28 protein-coding genes are annotated in these 23316 nt (G+C 65.0%); 7 read left to right on the forward strand and 21 right to left on the reverse strand.

Annotation, left to right across the window (positions count from 1 at the left end; translation table 11 throughout):
* Positions 1–58: 58 nt before the first annotated feature.
* The 4 genes from G8O24_RS24530 to G8O24_RS24545 form a co-directional block, all read right to left on the reverse strand.
* A complete protein-coding gene (locus G8O24_RS24530; protein ID WP_188103825.1) occupies positions 59–934 on the reverse strand; it encodes a DMT family transporter in 876 nt (291 codons plus the stop codon).
* Positions 935–1101: 167 nt separating this feature from the next.
* Positions 1102–1647, reverse strand: coding sequence for a hypothetical protein (locus G8O24_RS24535; protein ID WP_188103827.1), 546 nt, complete (start codon positions 1645–1647; stop codon positions 1102–1104).
* Positions 1592–1942, reverse strand: a complete 351-nt coding sequence (locus G8O24_RS24540) for a hypothetical protein (protein WP_188103828.1) — start codon at positions 1940–1942, stop codon at positions 1592–1594. Before G8O24_RS24540 ends, G8O24_RS24535 begins: the two co-directional genes overlap by 56 nt.
* A 208-nt stretch (positions 1943–2150) precedes the next feature.
* The gene (locus G8O24_RS24545; protein WP_188103830.1) at positions 2151–2738 is read right to left on the reverse strand and encodes a formyltransferase family protein; all 588 of its coding nucleotides are present in this window, start codon (positions 2736–2738) and stop codon (positions 2151–2153) included.
* Positions 2739–2926: 188 nt separating this feature from the next.
* On the opposite strand from G8O24_RS24545, the gene G8O24_RS24550 reads away from it, so the two are divergent.
* A complete protein-coding gene (locus tag G8O24_RS24550; RefSeq protein WP_188103832.1) occupies positions 2927–3211 on the forward strand; it encodes a hypothetical protein in 285 nt (94 codons plus the stop codon).
* A 336-nt stretch (positions 3212–3547) separates the two neighbouring features.
* Positions 3548–3784, forward strand: coding sequence for a hypothetical protein (locus G8O24_RS24555; RefSeq protein ID WP_188103833.1), 237 nt, complete (start codon positions 3548–3550; stop codon positions 3782–3784).
* A gap of 5 nt (positions 3785–3789) precedes the next feature.
* Here the strand turns inward: G8O24_RS24555 and G8O24_RS24560 are convergent, their stop codons facing one another.
* Positions 3790–4092: a hypothetical protein gene (locus G8O24_RS24560; RefSeq protein WP_188103835.1), complete on the reverse strand. Its 303-nt coding sequence runs from the start codon at positions 4090–4092 to the stop codon at positions 3790–3792.
* Positions 4093–4294: 202 nt separating this feature from the next.
* Here G8O24_RS24560 and G8O24_RS24565 point away from each other — a divergent pair, with 202 nt between their 5' ends.
* Positions 4295–4507 (forward strand): hypothetical protein, encoded by a 213-nt coding sequence (locus tag G8O24_RS24565; RefSeq protein ID WP_188103836.1) that lies wholly within the window; start codon positions 4295–4297, stop codon positions 4505–4507.
* Here G8O24_RS24565 and G8O24_RS24570 read toward each other — a convergent pair whose 3' ends face one another.
* Positions 4508–6556 (reverse strand): acetoacetate--CoA ligase, encoded by a 2049-nt coding sequence (locus tag G8O24_RS24570; protein WP_188103838.1) that lies wholly within the window; start codon positions 6554–6556, stop codon positions 4508–4510.
* 359 nt (positions 6557–6915) lie between these two features.
* Positions 6916–7143, reverse strand: a complete 228-nt coding sequence (locus tag G8O24_RS24575; protein ID WP_188103840.1) for a hypothetical protein — start codon at positions 7141–7143, stop codon at positions 6916–6918.
* A gap of 724 nt (positions 7144–7867) precedes the next feature.
* On the opposite strand from G8O24_RS24575, the gene G8O24_RS24580 reads away from it, so the two are divergent.
* From G8O24_RS24580 to G8O24_RS24590, 3 genes are all read left to right on the forward strand, one after another.
* A complete protein-coding gene (locus tag G8O24_RS24580; RefSeq protein ID WP_376708103.1) occupies positions 7868–8968 on the forward strand; it encodes an AI-2E family transporter in 1101 nt (366 codons plus the stop codon).
* 132 nt (positions 8969–9100) lie between these two features.
* A complete protein-coding gene (locus tag G8O24_RS24585) occupies positions 9101–9493 on the forward strand; it encodes an NUDIX hydrolase (protein ID WP_188103843.1) in 393 nt (130 codons plus the stop codon).
* A gap of 306 nt (positions 9494–9799) precedes the next feature.
* Positions 9800–10222, forward strand: a complete 423-nt coding sequence (locus G8O24_RS24590; RefSeq protein WP_188103845.1) for a nuclear transport factor 2 family protein — start codon at positions 9800–9802, stop codon at positions 10220–10222.
* A 54-nt stretch (positions 10223–10276) separates the two neighbouring features.
* Here the strand turns inward: G8O24_RS24590 and G8O24_RS24595 are convergent, their stop codons facing one another.
* The 11 genes from G8O24_RS24595 to G8O24_RS24645 all read right to left on the reverse strand — a co-directional run bounded on the left by G8O24_RS24595 (position 10277) and on the right by G8O24_RS24645 (position 21147).
* Positions 10277–10564, reverse strand: a complete 288-nt coding sequence (locus tag G8O24_RS24595; RefSeq protein ID WP_188103847.1) for a YciI family protein — start codon at positions 10562–10564, stop codon at positions 10277–10279.
* Between the two features lie 67 nt (positions 10565–10631).
* Positions 10632–11618 (reverse strand): sugar ABC transporter substrate-binding protein, encoded by a 987-nt coding sequence (locus tag G8O24_RS24600; RefSeq protein WP_188103848.1) that lies wholly within the window; start codon positions 11616–11618, stop codon positions 10632–10634.
* Positions 11619–11661: 43 nt separating this feature from the next.
* Positions 11662–12639: an ABC transporter permease gene (locus G8O24_RS24605; protein WP_188103850.1), complete on the reverse strand. Its 978-nt coding sequence runs from the start codon at positions 12637–12639 to the stop codon at positions 11662–11664.
* Complete coding sequence (locus G8O24_RS24610) at positions 12636–13586, reverse strand: ABC transporter permease (RefSeq protein WP_188103851.1); 951 nt, start codon at positions 13584–13586, stop codon at positions 12636–12638. Before G8O24_RS24610 ends, G8O24_RS24605 begins: the two co-directional genes overlap by 4 nt.
* Positions 13579–15105, reverse strand: a complete 1527-nt coding sequence (locus tag G8O24_RS24615; protein WP_188103853.1) for a sugar ABC transporter ATP-binding protein — start codon at positions 15103–15105, stop codon at positions 13579–13581. Before G8O24_RS24615 ends, G8O24_RS24610 begins: the two co-directional genes overlap by 8 nt.
* Positions 15102–16493: an FAD-linked oxidase C-terminal domain-containing protein gene (locus tag G8O24_RS24620; protein WP_188103855.1), complete on the reverse strand. Its 1392-nt coding sequence runs from the start codon at positions 16491–16493 to the stop codon at positions 15102–15104. The genes G8O24_RS24615 and G8O24_RS24620 overlap by 4 nt, the downstream gene beginning before the upstream one ends.
* 62 nt (positions 16494–16555) lie before the next feature.
* Positions 16556–17440 carry an intradiol ring-cleavage dioxygenase gene (locus G8O24_RS24625; RefSeq protein ID WP_188103857.1) on the reverse strand — a complete coding sequence of 295 codons (885 nt, stop codon included), beginning with the start codon at positions 17438–17440 and terminating at the stop codon, positions 16556–16558.
* A gap of 15 nt (positions 17441–17455) precedes the next feature.
* Positions 17456–18358: an NAD(P)-dependent oxidoreductase gene (locus G8O24_RS24630; RefSeq protein ID WP_188103859.1), complete on the reverse strand. Its 903-nt coding sequence runs from the start codon at positions 18356–18358 to the stop codon at positions 17456–17458.
* Positions 18359–18377: 19 nt separating this feature from the next.
* A complete protein-coding gene (locus G8O24_RS24635) occupies positions 18378–19742 on the reverse strand; it encodes an amidohydrolase family protein (protein ID WP_188103861.1) in 1365 nt (454 codons plus the stop codon).
* Positions 19743–19747: 5 nt separating this feature from the next.
* The gene (locus G8O24_RS24640; RefSeq protein WP_188103863.1) at positions 19748–20827 is read right to left on the reverse strand and encodes a maleylacetate reductase; all 1080 of its coding nucleotides are present in this window, start codon (positions 20825–20827) and stop codon (positions 19748–19750) included.
* Positions 20824–21147 carry a Dabb family protein gene (locus G8O24_RS24645; protein WP_188103865.1) on the reverse strand — a complete coding sequence of 108 codons (324 nt, stop codon included), beginning with the start codon at positions 21145–21147 and terminating at the stop codon, positions 20824–20826. The genes G8O24_RS24640 and G8O24_RS24645 overlap by 4 nt, the downstream gene beginning before the upstream one ends.
* 107 nt (positions 21148–21254) lie before the next feature.
* On the opposite strand from G8O24_RS24645, the gene G8O24_RS24650 reads away from it, so the two are divergent.
* Positions 21255–22175, forward strand: coding sequence for a LysR family transcriptional regulator (locus G8O24_RS24650; RefSeq protein WP_188103867.1), 921 nt, complete (start codon positions 21255–21257; stop codon positions 22173–22175).
* 15 nt (positions 22176–22190) lie between these two features.
* On the opposite strand, the gene G8O24_RS24655 is transcribed toward G8O24_RS24650, so the two are convergent.
* From G8O24_RS24655 to G8O24_RS24665, 3 genes are all read right to left on the reverse strand, one after another.
* Positions 22191–22481 (reverse strand): hypothetical protein, encoded by a 291-nt coding sequence (locus G8O24_RS24655; RefSeq protein WP_188103869.1) that lies wholly within the window; start codon positions 22479–22481, stop codon positions 22191–22193.
* 115 nt (positions 22482–22596) lie between these two features.
* Positions 22597–22836, reverse strand: a complete 240-nt coding sequence (locus tag G8O24_RS24660; RefSeq protein ID WP_188103893.1) for a hypothetical protein — start codon at positions 22834–22836, stop codon at positions 22597–22599.
* A gap of 87 nt (positions 22837–22923) precedes the next feature.
* A complete protein-coding gene (locus tag G8O24_RS24665; RefSeq protein WP_188103871.1) occupies positions 22924–23094 on the reverse strand; it encodes a hypothetical protein in 171 nt (56 codons plus the stop codon).
* Positions 23095–23316: the final 222 nt, after the last annotated feature.

Genomic DNA, 23316 nt, shown 5'->3' on the forward strand with positions numbered 1-23316 from the left:
AGCGTGATCCAAATCACGCTCGGCCACCTGGATTTGTCGCGTCAGGCAGTGCGCCGGTTCACGGCGCCCGAGCGGGAACCGGGGTGGACGGCCTCAAATTCAGGAGATTGCCGCACAGGATCAGGGCTGCGCCGAGCACGGTCCAGGCATCGAGGCGTTCGGAATAGAGCAGCCAGCCGGCCGTCGCGGTGAGGGGGACTCGCAGAAAGTCCATGGGAACGACGACGGTGGCGTCCGCATAGCGCATCGCGCTGGCGAGGCAATAGTGCGAGAAAGTGCCGCAGACGGCGATGACGCCCATCCAGGCCCAGATATCGACCGACGGCCAGGTCCAGACGAACAGCGTGGGCACGACGCCCGCGACCGATTGCACCACGATCATCCAGAACAAGATCGACAGCGGGCTTTCGGTGCGAGTCAGCGATTTGACGAGCGCCATCGACACGCCAAAGCCCATGGCGGCGCCAAGCGCGATCAGCTGGCCCGGATTGATCTCGCCGGCGGCGGGCCGGACGATGACGATCACGCCGACGAGGCCGAGCACGATGGCGGCGATCTTCCACGGCGTGATGCGCTCGGACAGAAAGCTGGCGGCCAGGATCGCCGTCCAGATCGGCATGGTGAACTCGATCGCCACCACCTGACCGATCGGGATCAGCGTCAGCGCGAAGAACCAGCCAAGCTGGGCGACATAGTGGATGAAGTTGCGGCCAATGTGCTCCGGCAGGCGCTGCGTTCTCAACAGCTTGAAACCGCCTGCGCGGTGGATGATCGGCAACAGCAGCACGAAGCCCGTCAGCGAACGCACCTCCATGATCTCGAAGACATTCACCGCGCGCGCGGCCTCGCGTCCGGCGACCGCCATCACCAGCGTCAGGGATAGCCAACCGGCCATCCACAGCGCAGCCATCGTTTTGGATGGTGTCGTGCTCATGGGGGAAACGGGAATCCTGAGGGGAGGCCGGTATCGGCGACATCGGCCGCCTTTGCAACGGCCAATCCGCCGCTGCAGCGATGCAGCGTGGCGTTCGTGCCCTGGCGCATAAAAAAATCGATCCGGCGAGGTCGCCGGATCGAGTGTTCTTGTCGTCGTCTTGTGGCTTAGCGCGACATCGAGATGTTGGCGCCGCGGAACTGGCTGTCCGCGCGGATGGTGACGCTCTGCTTGCTGCCGCTCGTCCTCAGCCCGATATTGGCGTTGAAGCCGGCGGTCGAGGCGACCACCTCGAAGTTTCCGCCGCCGCCGCGTCCCTGAAGGGAGCCGCTGATATTGCGGCTCGACTCGGACCAGCTGCCCGTGATGGCGCTGCCCTCGGCCCTGACGTTGGCGCCGAGGTTGAACTTGTAGGCGTCGCTGGCGCAGGTCAGCGACATCTCCATGGTCGGGCCGATCGGGGCGTATTTGGCCCGACAGCGGATCCGCTCGGTCGAACCGTCGTCAAGTGTCACCGTGCCCCCGCCGCTCCAGGTTCCCGCCAGAGGCGCGAACGGGCCGGACTGGGCCTTGCTTTCAGAGTTGGCGAATCCGGCTGCAAACAAAACGGCGGCCGCGATCAGCAGCCGCCCGTTCCAGGCGCGAGCCTCAGTTGGTTTATTGGCGCGATGCTTCCCACCGCCCGCTGCACGGTATGCCTGCAGATGCTCCATTCCACTTCCCCGATCCGGCGTTGCCGTTGAGTTGACCGTTGGCATATGCACCATTGATCGAAACTTTCACAAGTCCCCCGCTGCCGATGGTGCCGGAAACGTTAGCGCCGGGCGCGGTGATCTTGCCGTCGGCAACCGTCAGCATCGAGCTTGCGGTCGGCTCGCAGGAACCGGTCTTGGTCACGATAGTGACCTGCCAATTGCCGTCAAAGGGGGTCTGGGCCACCGCAGGAGCGGCGAGAGTGGCGGTAAAAACTGATGCGGCACAGAACGCCGCAATGCGACCAAAACGCATGAATTCCGTCCTTGAATTTGTCTGATATGCTGACCCTTATTCGGGCCAAATGTGACGGAAATTTGGTGCGTCGCAAAGTCGAAAATTGTTCCTGTGGAAACAATGGTTTATTTGCGTTTCTAGGTCCAATTTTTGAAGCAAAATCAAAGCGGCTTCACGTTAATCCTTAACGTCACGAGAGACTCAAGGACGGGGTTCAACAGCGACCTCAAGAAAGACTTGGCGCCGAGGTCGCGAATTGCTCGTCCTGGGCCTTGGCTGGCAGCGCCTTATGAACCTTGGCGTAGTCGATCACGTCAGCCAGCAGCTTGAGGCCGAGCGGGGCCAGTGCACGCTCCCAGAGCTCGCGCGCGGTCTCGCCTTTCTTGACGAAGCACCAGTCCTGGGCGGCGATGGCGCCGGCATCCATGCGCTCGGCGAGGTGATAGATGGTGCCGCCGGCGATCGGATCGCCTTCCTTGATGGTCCACTCCACCGCGGCCTTGCCGCGATGGCGCGGCAGCAACGAGGGGTGATAGCCGATCCCGCCGAGCTTGGCGGCCGCGAGCGCGTCCTTCCCGATCCGGGCGTGGCTGTGGGCGGTGATGATCAGGTCGGTGTCGGGGGCGATTTCGGAGGCCACCACCAGCTTTGGATTGGCCTGCACCACCACCTCGATGCCTGCGGCCTTGGCCGTCGCAGCCAGGCGATCCTCCGCGTCGGCCACCACGACCCGCACGATGCCGACACCGTGCTCACGGAGCATGTTGAGGGTGGTCACGCCGAAATGGCGGGAGCCGACGAGGGTAATGCGCATGGGTGTCTGTTCCGTCTCGCAGCTGCGTCATCCCCCGATAACACGTCCGGCCGTCCTGTCACCACCCGCGCGGCATTTGCGCCGGTTATCAACAATGCGAAGGGACGGGGGCTGTGAACGCGGCGATTGCGCCGCCGGCGGCTCCGGTGCTTCCATGCGCGCATTGCGAGCAGCCTGGAGAAAAGCAGATGCGTCACGCGTGGTTTGCCTGTCTCGCCGTCCTGATGGCGGCCGCTCCGGCCCGTGCCGGTGGACCTTATCCGGCGATCCCGCCCGAGATCGGGGTCGCGCCCATCATCGGCCCGAGCTGGGATGGCTATCGCTGCGTTGAAGGGGTGCCCTACAATTTCTACCACGGCGTCTATTACGGCGAGGAGCCGCCACCGATCTATCGCGGTTACGCTTACAGGCCGTACTATCGTTACAGCGCCTACCGCAGGCTGCCGCGGAAATACTTCTGCGTGGTCGATTAGCGTTGCCGCATGGCCACGGTCGGCCGCAAATGATCACTGCACGGTTCCTGTGTTTCATTTTTAACAGAAGGAATCCGCCATATGCGGTTAGAACGTGCGCCTACCGGGGCTGGCCAAATTTCATGTCGGATCCGTTTTCGAACCCGGTCTTGGCCGCTGGCGTGATCGCCAGCGGCTTTTTAATTCCTGCGATCACGAAATCATCAAACGGTAACGCGTTCTCAACCTGCTTGTCGTATCGACGAATCCGTCGCGGATTTGTATTGCGTACCGCGACACAAAAATGTCCCGCCGGCGCGGGTGCGTCGCGCGGGCATTTTGGCCGAGACCGATTTTATGCCGAGCGCAATTGAGCAGATCGTCGACGCCTATGTGCGGCTGAAGAACCGCCGCGGCCTTGACGAACTGATGATGCACAGGCAGCGGCTCGCCATCGATCTGAAGAGCAGGTCAGGCGGTTACGATCTCAGCCTTCCGATCGACAAGATCGACGAGGAGATCGCGATCATCGAGCAAGGTCTTAGCCGGCTGAAGGCGCAATCCACGGATTCCAGCACGACACCTCGGACCTGACGCGCTCAGTCGCGCCGGCCGCCGTCGATGACGGTGAACAACGGCCGCGCCGGCGTCGGCTCGACCAGCAGTTCCTCCACCAGCGCGGTCGCCGCATCGACATATTTGCGCGTCGGCTTGTCGAGCTCGCGCTTGGCTTCGTCGTCCAGCGCGATTTTTGCGGCTTCAACCAGCTTGCGCATCCGTGCCGCGTGATCGTCACCCGCCGTCAGCGTCGCGCGCGCCAGCGAGCGCAGCACGAACAGTTCGCCTTCGAGGCGGAGCAGGCGGTCGTTAAGCCTGGTGAGGACGGCGTTGAGGTCGGCCATGGCTGCTGTCCGTCGATGGCTGCTGGTCAGCGTAAGGGATCCTGTCCCGTCTAGCGGCGATCGGTGAACGGAATGCAAATGCCGATGGCGCAATTGGGCTGATCCGATGCCGCCGATGTGACCGGTCGTGACGCACCCACCGCGTGGTCGCCGCTCGGGTTGCGCCCTATATGACGATCCGGGTGGACAAGGAGCCGACGCCATGCGGTCTGTCCTGGTTTTGATGATCCTGATGTCAGCCTGTGCGCCGGCGGCGGCCGCATCGATGCGTCACGGTCATCCCAAACGTCCCGTCGTGGTTCGACCGGCCGAGGACGCGCCCGTGCCGCCGGGCTGGTACAAGTTTCCAGGCCGTCCGCCGATTCCGCCGTCGGAGAACCGGAACCTCGATCCGTCCAATTTCGGCGGCGCCTGATCAGGCCGCGGTTCGCGCCAGATAGTCGCGCGCGAAGGCGAGATACCAATCGAGACAGGCAGGATTGGCCATTGCCTCCTTGTTGATGACCTTCTCGACCGGCTGGCCGAGCAGAAGCTTCTTGATCGGCAACTCCTGCTTCTTGCCCGACAGTGTGCGCGGGATCTCGGCGACGGCAAAGATCTCGTTCGGCAGGAAGCGGCGGGAGAGGCTCGCTTCGATCGCCTTGTTGATCTTCGCCTGCATGGCACCGTCGAGGGCGACACCGTCGCGCAGCACCACGAACAGCGGCATGTAGCTGTCGCGGCCGAGATATTCGAGGTCGACGACGAGGCTGTCGAGCACCTCCGGCAATGCCTCGATGGCGGAATAGAGCTCGCTCGTGCCCATGCGCAGCCCGTGCCGGTTGATCGTCGCGTCGCTGCGGCCGTAGATCACGCAGGAGCCGTCCGGATCGACCTTGAGCCAGTCGCCATGCCGCCACACCGGTCCGCGGCCGCTGCCGTCGAAATTATCGGGATAGGTCTCGAAATAGCTGGCGCGGTAGCGGGCGCCGTCCTTGTCGTTCCAGAAATAGAGCGGCATCGACGGCACCGGCTCGGTGCAGACGAGCTCGCCGACCTCGCCGATGACGGCGCGGCCCTGGTCGCTGAAGGCTTCGACGGCAGCCCCGAGCAGGCGGCACTGCATCGCGCCCGGCGTCTGTGGCAATTCCCTGTTGCCGCCGATGAAGGCGCCGGCGAAGTCGGTGCCTCCGGAAATGTTCGCCCACCAGATGTCGGCCTGCGCCTTGCTGCCGTTGGTCTTCGACAGCGCGGCGAAGCGCGCGTTGAACCAGGCCTGCGTGTCGGCGCTGAGCGGCGAGCCGGTCGAGCCGAGGCAGCGCAGTCGCGACAGGTCGCCGGCAGCCGCGAGATCGATCTCGGCCTTGGCGCAATTGGCGAAGAACGCCGCCCCGGCGCCGAAGAAGGTGGCTTTCGACTGCGCCACGAAGCGCCACAGCGTGGACCAGTCGGGCTTGTCCTTGGTGCCGCCGGGGCTGCCATCGAAGATGCAGCAGGTGGTGCCGCTGAGCAGGCCGCCGACCTGGCTGTTCCACATGATCCAGCCGGTCGACGAGTACCAGTGATAGCGCTCGCCAAACGAGTTTGGATGATAGGAGCAACCGATATCATTGTGCAGGCCGAGCAGCGCCAGCGCGACGACGACGATGCCGCCATGGCCGTGCACGATCGGCTTCGGCAAGCCGGTGGTGCCGCTGGAATAGACGATCCAGAGCGGATGATCGAACGGCAGCCAGGCCGGCTCGAAGCTGTCGATCGCGGCGCCCGTCCTGGTGGTGATCTCGGTTAGCAGGGCGTCGGGTGCGGCAGGCGCACCGGCCTCGCTGTGCAGGATGACGTGTTCGACCGTCGGCAGCGATCGCCTGAGCTCGGCGACGACGTCCTTGCGGTCATGCCTGCGGCCGGCATAGGTGACGGCATCGCAGGCGATCAGCACCTTTGGCTCGATCTGCTTGAAGCGGTCGATCACGGCGGGCGCCGCCATGTCGGGCGCGCAGAGGCTCCAGACTGCGCCGATGCTGGCGCTCGCGAGAAACGCGATGATGGTCTCGGGGATGTTGGGCAGATAGGCCGCGACACGGTCGCCGGGCTTGATGCCCTTGTCCTTCAGATGCAGCGCCAGCGCGGCCGCCTTGCGCTTGAGCTCCGGCCAGCTGGTTTCCGTGAGCTTGCCGTCCTCGCCGCCAGAGACGATCGCGGGCAGGCCGGCGGCTTCAGCCGCGTCCACATGCCGGAACACCTGCCGCGCATAATTCACCTGGGCGCCGGGAAACCAGACCGCGCCGGGCATCTTGCGCCCGGTGATGACGGCCTGGAACGGCGTTGGCGATTGCAGGTCGTAATAGTCCCAGATGCTGCGCCAGAACGCGTCGAGATCGCGCACCGACCATTGCCGCATCTCCTCGTAATTCGAAAAGGTCAAGCCGCGCTGCTCGGCGAGCCAGCTGCGATAGAGGGTGATCTGCGGGACGAAGGGAGCGGTCATTGCATGTCGGATTCGGTGGCGGGGAGGAAAGTGTATAATCGAAAACAACCCCATGCACAGTAGCGGGGACATTGAACGCATTCATCATTTTCGGTTGGTGCCGGCCCGGTCCCCGACGGACGCGTCCGACGCGAGCAGCCGACCGATGTCGCCGCGGCGCGGTGCATCGCCGCGTCCGGATTTGACTCGTCGGGCAAAACACTGGCAGAATGGCATCATCGGAAATTCGTAACTCCCGCGCGGAGAAACCCGCTGCGGGTTTTTTCATGTCGCGGCCATGGCCATGCTCATGGCCATGATCAAAGGGGCGCTATCGTCCTCTGCAGCGAGCAAATTCCGGTTCGCTCAGCGGCGCAGGCCTACCACTGCACCCCGGCCCAGCGCCGTCCGAACACCGGCGGCTTGGTCTTCACCGCCGACCAGCCGAAGAAATGATGCTTGCCGGACCAGGCGTGCACCACGCCGCTGCAGATGCTGCATTTGAAGCTGCCGGCATGCGGCTCGTCGTGCTCCTCCCTGGTCGCGGTGTAGTTCATGCTGCAACCGGGGCAGGTGAATTCTTCGATCGTCCAGATGCTGTTTGCCATTGCGCCGCAATTGTTCTCGGGGATCTCGCCGCAAAGCGTAAGTGCGAGCCTTTGCATCGGCGTAAACCGCTCGGCTGAAATCCGGTTAATCGTCGTTAGCCAAACTTGGCTCCGCGCGCGGCGCCATCACGTGACACTGCGCACATTCGCTTCCTCGCCGCTGTCATAGTCAGTCCTTGGCGCGGTTCACCGCGATGACGAAAAGACCAGAGGCCTGGACAGGGCAGGAGGACAGCCATGAAGACGTTCATCACACTGCTCGCTATCGCGGCGAGCCTTGCGGCATCATTTGAAGCGCCTGCGCATGCACGGCCAATGACACTGCGGCCGTCCCTCGGTCCGCATTTCGGCGGTAGCAATGCCGGAGTTCCGTCAGGCAGCCGGCCCACCGTTGGGCCGCATTTCGGCAATGGCGGCGTGTCGATGTCGACAGGCGTCCGTCCCTCGGTCGGTCCGCACTTTGGCAACGGTGCGGCTGACGGGACTGCGACGGGACCGAGCTCCATCCGTCCCGGTCGCGGTCCATGGGCGGCGTGGCTGCGGTGACCTGCGGCCATCGGGCCGGTGCGGCCGTCCATGGCCGCCGGGCATTGGTGAGGGATCGGGCCGTGCGGCAAAGCGGCCGGATCGCCGGTCGTCTTGACGCCCGGCCCGGGGCTGGCAATAACGCTAACCCGCGCGAGGCGCCGGAACCCGCGTTGATGCCGCAAGGAAAGCCGTGCCTGTGAAAAGTCTGCGTCAGCTCCTGACGGGCGAGGACGTCATTCAGCTCGTGATCCGGCTCGGCCTGCTGGCGCTGCTGATCCTGTGGACGCTCTACATCATCCGGCCGTTCATACCGATCCTGACCTGGAGCGCGGTGCTGGCGGTCGCGTTCTATCCGGCGTTCAGCTGGGTCGCCAAGATCCTGGGCGGGCGGCCCAAGACCGCGGCTGCAATTCTGACCCTGATCACGCTCGGCATCGTGCTCGGTCCCGCGACCTGGCTCGGCATCAGTGCGGTGGAGGGGGTGAGGGACCTCGCCCACGAACTCGGCACCGGTGACCTCGCCTTGCAGGCCGCGCCAGAGCAGATCAAGTCCTGGCCGTTGATCGGCCCGACATTGTACGAGCTCTGGGACCAGGCCTACAGCAACATCCGCGCCGTGCTGCGCGAGGTCGCGCCCTACCTCCAGCCGCTGGCCGGACCGCTGCTGGTGTTCGCGGGCGATGCGAGCCTCGGCACGCTGCAGTTCCTGGTTTCGGTGTTCGTGGCCGGCTTCCTGTTTCCGCACGGACCCCGGCTGGTTGAGGCCGGGCGCGGCTTCCTGTCCCGCATCGTGCCCGAGCAGGGCGAGCATTTTCTCACGCTCGGCGGTGCCACCATCCGCGCCGTGGCGCAGGGCGTGATCGGCGTCGCCATCGTGCAGGCACTGCTGGCCGGCATCGGCTTCAAGCTCGCGGCGGTGCCGAGCGCGGGCCTGCTCGCCTTCATAGTGCTGCTGCTGTCGATCGTGCAGATCGGCGCCTTCCTCGTGCTGCTCCCCGTCATCATCTGGATCTGGACCGCCAAGGACGTCACCACGGCGCTGGTGCTGACCGTGTTCTTCGTCGTGGTCGGCTTCATCGACACCATGCTCAAGCCGCTCGTGATGGGGCGCGGTCTCAACACGCCGACCATCGTGATCTTCGTCGGCGTGATCGGCGGCACGCTCGCCCACGGCATCGTCGGCCTGTTCATCGGTCCGATCATCCTGTCGGTGGCATGGGAGATGGCGGCGGCATGGATCGGACGCGAGGTGTCGAAGCCGGCGAAGCGGGGCGTCGTCGACGACGAGGTCACCTAGCCGAGGTCGGTCGTCCCTCGCAGGATGTGGACAATTGCCGATAGCGGCGGCAACCGGAGGGGCTATCGAACTTGTCTAATGAAATAGACAAGTTACGATGGACCCAGATTCTTTTTTCGGTTTGCAATATCGATGGCGAAGTCTTCCAAGCTGGTGGCCGCCAAGCGCGGCAAGGTTCTGTTGGTCAGGCGACGGTCGGACGGTCTGTGGATGTTCCCCGGCGGCCGCAAGCGCGCGCGTGAAACCGACAAGGCCTGCCTGCGGCGCGAGATCAAGGAAGAGCTGCCGAAGCTGAAACTCGGCCGGATCAGCCTCTGGAAGGAAGTGAAGGCCAAGAACAAGCGTTCGGGGCGCAAGATGAGCGATGCGATTTTCATCGCCAAGAGCGCCAAGGGCCGGCTTGCCATCGGCGACAAGAAGGAGCTCGACCGCGCCGCCTGGCAGAAGCCGCGCGCGGTCCGCCTGACCGCCACCTCGCGCTACATCCGCGACCGGCTGTTTCCGCGGAAGTCGCGGCGGAGCTAGCTGTCCGGCCCGGGTGCGACAAATCGCCCGAGCATCCCTCGGCTGCGTGTGAACTGGTTCACAAGCCGCCGCCGAGAGAGCTGGTACAGAGGCTCATTGCCTTACCGATCCATTTTCCTTGAAACGCCCCAGCGCCCCCACGCGCTGGGGTTTTCGCGTTGAGGGCAACGCGGCTGCAGTCGCCGGCTTTGCTGCTTTTCCCGGTTGTGACCCGTAACGAACTTCAGCCCGCTTTGCTCAACGATTAGGCGAGCCAACTCGGCACCGTACGAACTAGGCTTGAGCCGCAAAGCAGGGATCTGTCGGATGTCGAACGAAGTACGTGACCTATTCGACCGGTGGGAACGGGTCTGGCACGAACGAGACTATGATCTCGTACCAGGCTGCCTGGGGCCAAACTATATTCGTCACGATGAAAACGGCGACCGGACGGTGACGCGCGAGGCCTATGCAGCCGAATTAAAGAGCGTTCACGAGGCGAGGCCAGGCATCCGTGTCGTCGTCTACGATCACGCCTTCACCGGCGACCGTGCCTGGTTTCGCTTCTCATTCCAATGGTCCGACCCTGAAACCGGTCAGAAGCAGAGCCGCGCCGGTATGCAAAGCTACCGCATTGAAGATGGCAAGCTCGTCGAAACGTGGATCACAATGCGCCCCCTCGGCACGTCATGGGCGGACGTCGCGCAAGAACGCTGGACCAGCGGCAAGATCGCCGCGATTGGTGGGTGACTGGACAGCAGTCAGCCGGCCACCCAACGAATGCACCTCGGCGACGCCTCCCGCTCAGCCCTGCCGCCGCAGAAACCCCGTGATCGTTACCTTCTCCCAGATGCCCGCCGCGGCGAACGGATCGGCGCGGTTGAAGGCTTCGACCTCGGCACGGCCCGGCGCTTCGATCAGGAACAGGCTGCCGATCATGGTGGCGCCGTCGTCGGAGACCAGCGGTCCCGACATCACGATCTTGACGCCGAAGCGCGAGGTGTCGCTAAGGAACGCCTTGTGGGCGTCGTAATTGGCGAGCCGCGTCGGCAGTGCGCCTGTTCGGTCGATGGCGTGGATGGCAAACAGCATGATGTCTCCAGTCTTCTTGCGGACGGCTGTGTCATCAGCCGTCCCGATGATTGATCAGAACAGGCGCCTACTTCGCGCCGAGCTTGCTGGCCTCTTCGAAGGTCGGGCAGGTGCGCTGCTCGAGCGGCTGGTCGAACGGCTGGTAATTGTCCTTGGTGATGACGGTCGGCTTCAGCACGATCTCGGCGACGACAGGCTGCTCGCGCAGGGCGCGGATCGCCATCATGGTGCCGATGCAGCCCTGGTAGAAGCCGTTGTAGTCGCCGCTGGCGAGCAACTTGCCCGACTTGATGGCGTCGATCGCCTCCTTGGTGCCGTTGATGCCGATCACCTGGGCCTTGCGGTTGGCGCCGTCGAGCGCCTCGATCGCGCCGACCGCCATGGCGTCGTTGGCGGCGAGCACGCCGTCGATCTGCGCGTTCGACTGCATCAGGTTCTCCATCACCTGGAGCGCCTGCAGCCGCTGGTAATTGCCGGGCTGCGAGGCCAGGAGCTTGGCGCCCGGATTCTCCTTCAGCGCGTCATTGAAGCCGCGGACGCGATCGACATTGGTGAGCGAGCCCTTGACACCCTCGATGATGACGATGTTGCCCTTGCCGCCGAGCGTCTTGAGCAGGAAGCGCGCGGTCTCGAGCCCGAGGCTGTAATCGTCCGCGCCGACGAAGGACAGGAACTTGCCGCCGGCGGAGCGGTCGGTGATGTTGACGACGGGAATCTTGGCGTCGTTGATCTTCTCCACGCCCGGCACCATCGCCTTGTAGTCGACCGGCGTGAACACGATCGCGCTCGGCTTCTTCACCACGACGTCCTCGATCTGGCTGAGCTGCTCGGGGATCGAGTCGGGCTTGGTCGGAATGTATTGCAGCGTCTTGGCGTTCAGCGCCTTGGCCATGTTGTCGGCGCCGACCCGCACCGTCTGGAAGAACGGGTTGGTCTGGTTCTTGGTGAACACGGCGATGGTCTCGCCATCGGCGCGCGCCTGCGTCGTAAACGCGGCCGCCATCAGCAGCGGCAGTGCGAGATAGCCTAGCCTCTGTTCAAGTCTCTGTTTCATGTCGTCTCCATCCCCTTTTTGGTTTGTTGGACTGTTTGAGAATTCATTGCGCGCGGCGGCGCGTCTTCATGTCGAGCCAGACCGCCAGGATCACGATGATGCCGGTGACGAGCGGCTGCCAATTGGCACTGACGGACAAAAGGTTCATGCCGTTCAGCACCAGGGTGAGGATCAGCGCGCCGATGAAGGTGCCGAACACGGTGCCGACGCCGCCGAACAGCGAGGTGCCGCCGATCAGCACGGCTGCGATCGCCGGCAAGGTCAGGCTTTCGCCGATGTCGGCCTCGGCGGAGTTGAGCCGCGACAGGAAGATGATCGAGGCGAGCCCGGCCATCGTGCCCGACACCGTGTAGACCAGCAGCAGCCGCCGCGTGACGGGAATGCCGGAGAGGCGAGCGGCCACCGGATTGGCGCCGATCGCATAGATCTCCTGGCCCCAGATCGTGCGCTGGGCGAATAGCGTGCCGATGCCGAGAAACACCAGCAGCAGATAGACCGGGATCGGCAGCCCGAACAGATAGCCGCTGCCGATCTGGCGGAAGCCGGCCGGGAAGCCGTGCAGCGTCTCGCCCGCCATGTACCAATAGGTCAGTCCGTTCAGCACCCAGAGCATGCCGTAGGTGGCGATGAAGGACGGGATGCGCAACGCCGTCACCATGATGCCGTTGAGCAGGCCGACGATGCCGCCGCAGGCGAGCCCGGTCAGGATGCCGAGCACGGGCGATCCCGTGGTGTGGATCACGGTGCCGGCGATGCAGGCCGACAGCGCGACATTGGCGCCGACCGACAGATCAAGGCCGGCGGTGAGCACCACCAGCGTCAGGCCGGAGGCAATGAAGAAGGTCAGGCTCGCCTGGCGCAGCACGTTGAGGATGTTGCCGAGGCTGAGGAAGGACTCGTTCAGCACCGCCAGCACGGCGCAGATCAGCAGCACCGCGAGCAGCCGGTAGAACAGCTGGATCGCGTCCTGGGACAGGAAGGAGCGGGGCGGCGACAGGGCCTCCTTGGCGATGTCGGTCATGCGCGGCTCCTGAGGCCATCGAGGAACAGCGCGACGATGACGAGGACGCCGACGCTTGCGACCTGCACCGAAGAGGGCAGCGAGATCAGGTTCAGCCCGTTGCGCAGCACGCCGACGGAGATGACGCCAAGCAGCGTGCCGAGCAGCCAGCCATTGCCGCGCTCGAACGAGGTGCCGCCGACGGCGACCGCCGCGATCGCATCGAATTCGAGGCCGAGGCCCGCGGTCGGGTGGCCCGAATTCATGCGGGCGGTCATCAGGAGGCCGGCGATACCCGCCATGGTGCCGCCGAGCGCGTAGACCGCGATCAAGAGCTTGTTGGGGGAAAGGCCGGCATAGCGCAGCGCCTCGCGATTTCCCCCGAGCGCGAAGACGTAGCTGCCGAACCGGGTGTGATAGAGCAGGGCGTGAAAGAAGGCATAGGTGACGAGCGCGATCACGATCGGAACGGGAACGCCTGCCAGCGTCGCCGAATAGATGTCGCGGACGCTGTGGGGAATGCCGACGACGCTCTGGCCGTCGCTGACGATCAGCGACAGGCCCTGCGCCATGCCTAAGGTGCCGAGGGTCGCCACGAAGGGCGGGATGCCCAGGATCGCCACCAGCCAGCCATTGACGGTGCCGAAGGCCGCACCGACCAGCACGCCGGCGCCGAGGCCGAGCAGCATCGACTTGGTCGCGAGCGAGACGATGGCGACGCAGAGCGAGGTCAGCGTCAGCACCGCGCCCATCGACAGATCGAGCCCCTCGGTCATGATGATCAGCGTCATCGGCAGCGCCAGCATGGTCAGGATGGTCGACTGCACCAGCACGTTGGAGAGGTTGGCCGGGCTGAGGAAGCCGGGCGCGATGGCGCCAAACAACACGATGAGCGCGCCCAGCACGATGGCGACGCCGGGAATGCGCTGCAGCGGATTTGCTTGCGATACGATCGCGGCCTCACGCATGATGCATCCCCAATCGCACGATGTTCTCCTCGGTCAGCTCATTGCGTGTCAGATGTCCGGCGACGCGGCCCTCGCGCATCACATAGGCGCGGTCGCAAACGTGACAGATCTCGACCTGCTCGGACGAGATCATCAGCGCCGCCGCGCCTTCGGCGACCAGCCGGTCGATCAGCGCAAAGATCTCGGACTTGGCGCCGACGTCGATGCCGCGCGTCGGCTCGTCGAAGATGAAGAGTTTCGCGCCGGCGGCCAGCCATTTGCCGATCACGACCTTCTGCTGGTTGCCGCCGGACAACAGGCCCACGGTCTGACGCGCGCTAGGCGTTGCGATCCGGAGCTGCCGGATCAGGCCGTCGGCGGTGCGCTGGCTGCCGCGCGGATCGAACAGCCCGCTCGGAAACAGTTTTCGCAGCGCCGAGACCACGAGGTTGTCGCCGACCGAGCGCAGCAGCGCGAGGCCCTCGCTCTTGCGGCTCTCGGGAATCAGCGCGATGCCGCGGCGGGCAGCGATGTCGGGCTCGCCGGAGATCGGCTTGCCGTCGAACACGATCTCGCCGGAGGCGACCGGATCGGCGCCGAAGATGGCGCGGGCTACTTCAGTGCGGCCGGATCCGACCAGGCCGCAGAGGCCGACGATCTCACCGCGGCGCACCTCGATGTTGATGTCGGAGATTCCGCTCGGCGCGGTGAGGTTCCTGACCTCCAGCAGCACCTCACCGGGCTTGTCGGCGAAATGGCGCGGATAGGTCATGTCGACGGTGCGGCCGACCATCATCCGCACCAGCTGGTCGGGCGTGACGTCGGCGGGCTTGACGCCGTCGATGCGGCGGCCGTCGCGCAGTACCGTGATGCGGTCGCCGAGCGCGAACACCTCGGCCATGCGGTGCGAGATGTAGACGATGGAGACGCCGTCGGCCTTCAGCCGCGCGATCAGCGCGAACAGCAGCTCGGTCTCGCGGTCGGAGAGCGCGGCGGTCGGCTCGTCCATGACCAGGATGCGCGCGTTCTGGCTGATGGCTTTCGCAATCTCCACCATCTGCTGCTGGGCGACGCCGAGCGTGTTGACGATGATGGACGGATCGATCTCGAAGCCGATCGTGTCGAGCAGGCGCTTGGCGTCGGCCAGGATCCTGCGGCGGTCGATGGTTCCCGGGATGCGGCCCTTCGGCTCGCGTCCGAGGAAGATGTTCTGGGCGATGTCGAGATAGGGGACCAGCGAGAATTCCTGGAAGATCACGGCAATGCCGAGCTTCTGCGCGTCCGCCGTCGAGGCAATCGTGACCTTCTCGCCATTGTAGAAGAATTCGCCGGCATCGGCTTGGTAAGCGCCGCACAATACCTTCATCAGGCTGGATTTGCCCGCGCCGTTCTCGCCGAGCAGCATGTGGACTTCGCCGGGATAGAGCGCAAAGGAGACGTCGTCGAGCGCCTTGACGCCGGGAAACGCCTTGCTGATGCCGCGCAATTCGAGCAGCGGCGCGGCGGCGGTCTCGCCGGGAGGGCTGACGTGGGCGTTCATGGCTGGGCTCCCGCGAAGATCTTGCCCGGATTCATCAATCCATGGGGATCGAGCGCGGTCTTGATCGACCGCATCACGTCGACGGCGTCGCCGAGCTCGTCAGTGAGATAGCCGATCTTGCCCATGCCGATGCCGTGCTCGCCGGTGCAGGTGCCGTCCATCGCGATGGCGCGGGCGACCATGCGGGCCTGCAGCGCCTTGGCGCCGTCGATCTCCTCCGGCTTTTGCGGATCGACCAGGATCAGCATGTGGAAATTGCCGTCGCCGACATGGCCGACGATGGGTGCGGTGAAGCCGTGTGCGTCCGCGTCGTTGCGGGTGTCGGTCAGGCATTCGGCCAACCGCGAGATCGGCACGCAGACATCAGTGATGACGGCGCGCGCGCTGGGGCGCAGGCCAAGGCCCGCATAGAGCGTGTTGTCGCGGGCGTGCCAGAGCCGGCTGCGGTCCTCCGGTGCTTTGGCCCATTCAAAGCCACGGCCGCCATGCTCGGCGGCGATGGCCTGGGCCAGCTCGGCCTGCTCGGCGACCGCGCTCTCTGAGCCGTGAAATTCGAAGAACAGCGTCGGCGCTTCGCGATAGCCGAGCTTGGCATAGGCATTGATGCCGCGCATCATGACGTCGTCGAGCAGCTCGACGCGGGCGACGGGAATGGCGGCCTGGATGATGCCAATCGCGGTATCGACCGCATTGTGCAGGGTGTCGAAGCTGCACACCGCGGCCGAAATCGCCTGCGGCAGCGGATGCAGTCTCAGCGTGATCTCGGTGATGATTCCGAGCGTTCCCTCGGCGCCGACGAACAGCCGCGTCAGATCGTAGCCGGCGGCGGATTTGCGGGCACGACGGGAGGTGCGGATCACGCGGCCGTCGGCCAGCACGACCTCCAGCGCCATGACGTTGTCCTTCATGGTGCCGTAGCGCACTGCCATGGTGCCGGAGGCGCGCGTCGAGGTCATGCCGCCGATCGAAGCGTCGGCGCCGGGATCGATCGGGAAGAACAGGCCGGTGCCGCGCAGTTCCGCATTGAGCTGCTTGCGGGTGATGCCGGGCTGGACCACGACATTCATGTCGCTGTCGTGGACGGTGAGCACCTTGTTCATGCGCGCAAAGTCGATGCAGACGCCGCCGGCGACGGCGGAGGCGTTGCCTTCGAGCGAGGTGCCGGCGCCGAACGGCACGATCGGCATCGCCGCGGCGGCGCAGAGCCTGACGATCTCGGCGACCTCCGCGGTCGTCTCCGGGAATACGACGATGTCGGGGGGCAGGGCGCGGTAATAGGATTCGCTCTGGCCATGCTGGTCGAGCACGCCGCGCGCGATGCTCGCGCGCGGACCGATCACCCGCGTGAGGCGTTCAGCCAAGGCGGTACTGTCGACCCGCGGTCCCATCGTCTCTCCCCGTCGTCTTCCTTGTCGCGGACTGTCGTCAGCCCGTCGATTCGACGTTTAGCTTACGCCGCTCGTGCGTTGCTTGCGGCCCGCTTCAGGCCGAAATCGTAATTGAGGTGATAGTAGGCTGATTCCACCGTGCGACCATCGGGCGCACGGCCGGGCGGGCAATGCACGAAGTCGTGGATCAGGCTGTCCTTGACGCCGAACACCACGTCGCTGTCCAGATATTTATCGCCCGCGACGAACACATGTGTGACGAGCTGCTCGAAGCCCGCCGCCGAGATCATGAAGTGCACATGCGCGGGGCGCCAGGGATGGCGGCCCTGCGCCTCCAGCATCTCGCCGACCGGGCCGTCATGCGGGATCGGATAGGCGGCCGGCTTGATCGACCAGAAATGGAAGCGGCCATTGGCGTCGGTGTGGAAGCGGGCGCGCATGGCGAGATCGCCGATCTCGTCGAGTTGCTGCACGTCGTAATAGCCGTCATTGTCGGAATGCCAGACGTCGACCACGGCGCCCGCAAGCGGCTTGCCGTCGGCGGTCGAGACCGAGCCGGTGACGATCATGGGATCGCCTTGCATCGGGCCGGAGATGTCGTCGCCGTTCTGCTTCTCGGGCGCGGCCTGGACGAAGAACGGCCCGAGCACGGTGGTCTCGGTCGCGCCATCAGGCACCGGATGGTTGATCGCATCGACCAGCATGGAGACGCCGAGGGTATCCGACAGCAGGATGAACTCCTGCCGCTTGTCGTCGCACATGTGGCCGGTGCGGGTGAGGAAATCGATGCCGTATTCCCATTCTTTCTGGGTCGGCCTGATTTCGCGCACGAAGGCATGGAGGTGACGCACCAGGGCTTCGCTGACCTGCTTGATGCGCGGATCGCCGGCGCCGGCGATGCGCTCCAGCACGGCGTCGGTGATGTTGGTCTCGCTGAAATTACGCATTTTCGCCTCCGTTGATCAGAGTTTAGGCTCGTCAAGCCCGGACAGCCGTTCGAGATGCTTCACGGTCGCGATGAAGTCGGTTTCGCCGTCGCCTTGGGCGACCAGCGCGCCATAGGTCTCGCGCACCGTTGCTGCGAGCTGCAGCGGCACGCCGACGGCATGGCCGGCGCCGAGGATGAGGTCGAGGTCCTTGGCCATCTGCTTGCAGGAGAAGCTCGAGACGAAGTCGCGCGTTCGCAGCGGCGCGGTCTTGTACTTCACCATGGGCGAGGCGACGGCGCTCTCGTCCAGCACCTTCAGGATGTCCTGCCAGCCGATGCCACCCTTGCGCGCCAGCGCCAGACTCTCGGCCATCATCGCCGCCGAAACCGCGATCATGAGATTGACCGCGAGCTTGGCGTAGCGCGCTTCCTCGCTGGGACCGAGATAGGTCTGCGCGCGGGTGAAACTCGCAAACAGCGGCTTTGCGCTCTCGAAGGCATCCTTGGGGCCCGAGACGAAGCAGCTCAGCGCGCCGGTGTGCACGATGCTCGCATTGCCTGACACCGGCGCCCGCAAATAGGCGATCCCGCGCGCCTGGGCTGCGGCATCGACTTCGGCCGAAGCTTCGGCGCTGACCGTGCTGGTCTCGATCAGCACCGCCCGCGGCGCCATCGCGCCGATCAGGCCGGTCGGGCCGAGCATCACGGCACGAAGTGCGGCATCGTCGGGGAGCGAGGTGATCACCCAGGGGCGGCCGTTGACCGCCTCACGGGGCGAGCCCGCGACGGCGATGCCGTGATCGCGCGCCTCGTCGAGCCGCGCGGTGCTCTGGTCGAAGGCGGTAACGTCAAAGCCGGCCTTGGCGACGAGTTGCGACATCGGCAGGCCCATCTTGCCAATACCGATGAAGGCGAGCTGTTTGCTTGTATCAGTCATTGTTCTTGTCCGTTGGCCGCTATGCCGCGGCGTGTCCCTGTCGTTCGATGTCGCGCACCAGCCGCTGGCCGGATTGCGCGAGCAGTTCCTTCTTCGCTTGCAGCCCGTCGGTCAGCAATTTCCCGTTTCGCTTCTTCCAGCGACCTCCGATCATCACGGCCTCGATATTGGCGAGGCTCGTCTGCATCACCACGGTGGCGACAGGATCGTGCACGGGGAAGAGGTTCAGATCGTCGGCACTGATGATCACGAGGTCGGCGAGTTTGCCCGGCGTTAGCGAGCCGATCTGGCTCTCGCGGCCGAGCATGCGCGCACCTTCCGTGGTGACCCAGCGCAGCGCCTCGCGCGCGGGGATCGTGGTCGTCGCCGGGATCGTGCCCTCGCTCTGGCGCATCTGCGCATTATCGAGCGCGCGCTGCATCGACAGCGCCACGCGGGCCGCGGAGAAGAGATCGCCTGCCAGCACGGACTCGAGGTCAATGCCGATGGTGGGCCGTACGCCGCGCTTGAGCAGCCGGCCCGTGATAGGAAAGCCATGGCCCTGGATCATCTCGTTCTCCGGCGTCACCGAGAAGCTGACGCCGAGATCGATCAATTTCTGCAGGAGCTCATCGGGCAGATCGTTGCCGTGAACGATGTTGACGAAGGGGCCGACGAGGCCGGCCTCAATCAACGTTTCCCAGCCGCCCGGAGTCTTTGCCGGGCCGCCGCCCTGATGCATCGATGCGATCAGGCCGAGTTCGCGCGCGAGGCGGAAGTCATGCAAGGACACGTCGAGCGTCGAATAATGCGGACCGAGAATGGCAAGCCCCAGCGTGACCAGGCCATTGCGGTCGGCGAGGGGACCGGCCAGCAGCCGCTCGACCTCGCGGCGGGGATGCGGCACTTCGGAGAAGTGCGGCTCGCCCGGCTTCGGCTCGGGTTTCGGCGAGCCATGGAAGAAGGCGGCGCGGATGCCGCTCTCGATCAACCCGCGGACGGCGGCGTCGGTATGCGCAGGCGTCGGATTGTTGTGGCACCAGTCGACCAGCGTGGTGGCGCCGCAATTGATCTGGTTCAGCGCGCCGACGAGCGTGGCGATGTAGATGTCATCAGGGGTGAACAGGGTCGCAAGCCCGGCATGCATGCGGCGGAAATATTCCAGCAGCGTCCAGTTCGCGGCAAAACCGCGCAAGCCCGTCTGCCAGGTGTGCATATGCGCGTTGATCAGTCCCGGGATGACGATGCGGCCACGACCATCGACGATCTCGGCATCATCAGCGGCGATGCCGGGACGCACTGCGGCGATCCGCTCGTTCTCCACCAGCACGTCGCCATCTCTGAGATCGCCGATCGAGGCGTCCATGCTGATGATGGTTGCCGATTGGATGAGGGTGCGCGTCATCGCAGTCAGGCCGCAGCTTGGGGGGCGACCGGCGGCTCGCCGGCCCAGGCCCGCGCAATGAGGTCGCGGATGGCGCCCCGCTCGAGCGGACGCGGATTCCAGTAGGCATTGGTGACGGCGAGGTCGGCGGCCTTGTCGATGCCGCTCTCGGGCATGCCGATGTCGCGCAGCGCCATTTTCGCGTCCAATCGTTTGGCAAGATCGAAAAGACCCCGCGATGCGTCCGACGCACCGATCGCGCGCGCGATCCGCGCCATCGCCTCGGGCACATCAGGCGCGTTGTAGGCCAGCGCATGCGGCAGCACGATCGTGTGCGTTTCGGCATGCGGCAGGTCAAACGTGCCGCCGAGCGTGTGGCAGAGCTTGTGGTGCAAGGCCATGCCGACGGTTCCGAGGCAGACGCCGCACAGCCAGGCGCCGTAGAGCGCGTCGCTGCGGGCGGCGCGATCGTCGGGCCTGGCGGCAATGGCGGGCAGGGCCCGCGCCAGCGCGCGGATGCCTTCCTCGGCCATCAGCGAGGTGACGGGATTGGTGTCGCGCGCATAGAGCGCCTCGACCGCATGGGCGATCGCGTTGATGCCTGACGTGGCGGTGAGGCTGACAGGCAGCGTCATCGTCAAATCGACGTCGTAGATCACTGTCTCCGGCAGCACGGCGACGTCGCGGACCGTGGTCTTCAGCCCGTTTTCGGTCTGGCCGAGGATCGGCGTCATCTCCGAGCCGGCATAGGTGGTGGGGATGCAGAGCTGGTTGATTCCGGTGCGCAAGGCCAGCGCCTTGCCGAGCCCCGTGGTCGAGCCGCCGCCGAGCGCGACCACGCAGTCGGCCTCGCAATCCTTCATCGCCGCGATCGCGCGCTCGGTCACCTCGACCGGCGTATGCATGGTGGCGCCGGCGAAGAGACCAGCATAGAGCGGGCCGAGCGCAGCGCCCAGCGCCTTGCCTTGCGCCTCCTGCTGCGGCGTGGTCAGCACCAGTGCGCGCTTGCCGCCGAGGCGCACGACCTCGGCCCTGGCCGCAGCCAATGTCCCGCTGCCGAACACGACGCGGCAGGGCAGGTTTTCAAAGGTGAACGAACCGATCATTTGCCGGTCTCTTTGATGGGATAATCGACCTGGAAGCGGCCGATCCGCAAGTCGCCGAGCTCCTCCCGGACCCGCAGGTGTTCCGGATGGTTGGCGTAGGCCTTCAGGGCCTCGCTGTCGGTGAACTCGGAGACGAGGACAACGTCGCAGGCATAATCGACATTGCTGATGTCGGTCCCGACCTCGATATGGGTGAGACCGTCGATCCGGCCCTTGAGGCCTTCGAACAGGGTTTTGACCTTGGTCCGGGCCGCCAGGCGCTCTGCCGCCGTCTCTCCGCGCAGCCGCCACATCACGATGTGCTTGATCGGACCCGACATTTCCCAGATTTCCTCGCCTGCTGTCTTGCTTGTTGCGGCCATTTTGCCTTGCAGAAATCGGAAATAAAGGACAAAAATCGTAAGTCTCTTTTCCATTATGAGGAAGAATGGACCGGCTTCTCCAGCTCGAGGTGTTTTCCAGGACGGCCGAGCTCGGCAGCCTCTCCAAGGCCGCCGAAACCTTGAGGATGTCGAACGCGGCGGCGAGCCGGCATCTCAGCGCGCTGGAGGAGCGGCTCGCGGTCCGGCTCATCGAGCGCAACACGCGGCGGCAATGGCTGACCGAGGCCGGGCAGGAGCTGCTGCAGCGCTGCAGCACGCTGCTCAACGAGCTCGCCGAAGCCGAGGACGCCGTCAGCGACCGCGCGCTGTCGCCCAAGGGCATGCTGCGGGTCACCAGTTCGCTGTCCTTTGCGATGATCTACATGGCGCCGATGCTGCCGGCGTTTCGCAAGCTCTATCCGAAGCTCGACGTGCAGATCATCGCGGCCAACCGCTACCCTGATTTCATCGAGGCCGGTATCGACGTCGCGATCCGCACGCGGGAGCAGGAGCCTGATTCCAACATCATCATCCGCCGCATCGGACAGATGCGCCGCGTGCTGGCGGCCGCGCCGTCCTATCTCGCCACGCGCGGCATCCCTGCGCATCCCGCCGATCTCGCGCGCCACGACATGCTGGTCTACAACCTTGCCAACGATCCTTATTCGCTGCGCTTGAGCAAGGGCAGCACGACGCAGACCGTCCGCATCGCGCCGACGCTCGACAGCAATGACGGCCAGATCATCTGCGGCGCGGCGCGTGCAGGGCTCGGCATCCTGATCCAGCCGCTCTACATCGTGCAGAACGACATCGCGGCCGGCAAGCTCGTGCCTGTCCTGACGGACTGGGATCTGCCGTTGCTGACGATGAACGTCGCCTATCAGAACCGCGTCCGGCTGCCGGCAAAGATCAGGGTGTTTTCGGACTTTCTGGTCGACCATATCCGCGCGCAATCGGATGCCGGGATCTGGATCGAAACGCCGTAGCCGGCCGACGGTACGTCACTCGGAGCGTTCCTGCACCCGCGCCCGTCCGGTCGACGACCGCGAGCGCGGTGCCATGCGCGGCTCCTGCGGAGCAGCACGCCTGACTGCCTCGGCCTCGCGCAGCTCTTTGCGGACTTGCCGCGCGCTTCGCATTGCACGCTTGATGAAGGGGTGCTGCGAGTCCTCGGCGAAGAACAACACCACCTCGCAGCAGGGGCACTGCCTGGAATAGCCGTCCTGCAACCGTCCCGCGCGATCGCGAAACATCGTCTTGCAACGAATGCACTGGATCTGGACGGAACTCATTGCCCCAACAAACAACGATGACTGGACATCGGCGCCACGGTGGGCCGAACGTCTGAAGAAAGCCTGAACGCCGGTTGCGAAGGGATGCGCGCGCCGCGTGCACCGGGCGCGGATGCTATTGTTTCGCGGCCATGGCGTCCAGGCAATGGTTCAGATAGACGGTCCGATCGCGTGGCAGCACCTTTTCCAGGTCGGCCTTCAGCGCACATTCGCGCTGACGGATCTGCTCGGCGCGGCGCTTCTCCGCCGCCTCGCGGTATTCGGGCGCGACCTTGCTGGGATCGACAAGAGCCTGGGATCGGGCGGGCGTCGTGGTAAGCAGCGCAATGGCTGCAATGAAAATGACCTGTTTCAAATGAGCCTCCGTAAAAAGGCCCATTCTACCGCCCGGTGACGGGCGGCTCAACGGTGCATGCATGCGATGAGGGTAGGTGAGGGGCCGCTAGGCGGCCTGTTCCTCGAACGACGTATAGACCCGGCCATCGGGATCGACGATCCGAACGTCGCGGCAGCCGTCCTGGATCAGCTCCCTCGCCTTCTTGAGCGCGGCGGCGAGCGACTCCCGCCTGAGGTTGACGACGCCTGCCGTGTCGAAACCGGTGATTTCAAACATGCCGCTCCTCCCGTTTTGTCGAATCCTACACCTTTCCAGCGGGTTGTCTCCTGGCTTTTTGGGGGCGGGCCGAGGGGACGGACCTTGACCTCCCGCGCCGAAAGAGCCTTGCGCGGTCCGTATTCGGCCGGAGTGCACCGGCGCCTCGGGCGGCCACGTCGCTAACGTGGAATTAATCCGAAATGCTCACAATTTGAGGCAGTTGTGTAAGTGAGTGCTGCG

The sequence above is a fragment of the Bradyrhizobium campsiandrae genome (assembly GCF_014529705.1).
Lineage (GTDB): Bacteria > Pseudomonadota > Alphaproteobacteria > Rhizobiales > Xanthobacteraceae > Bradyrhizobium > Bradyrhizobium campsiandrae.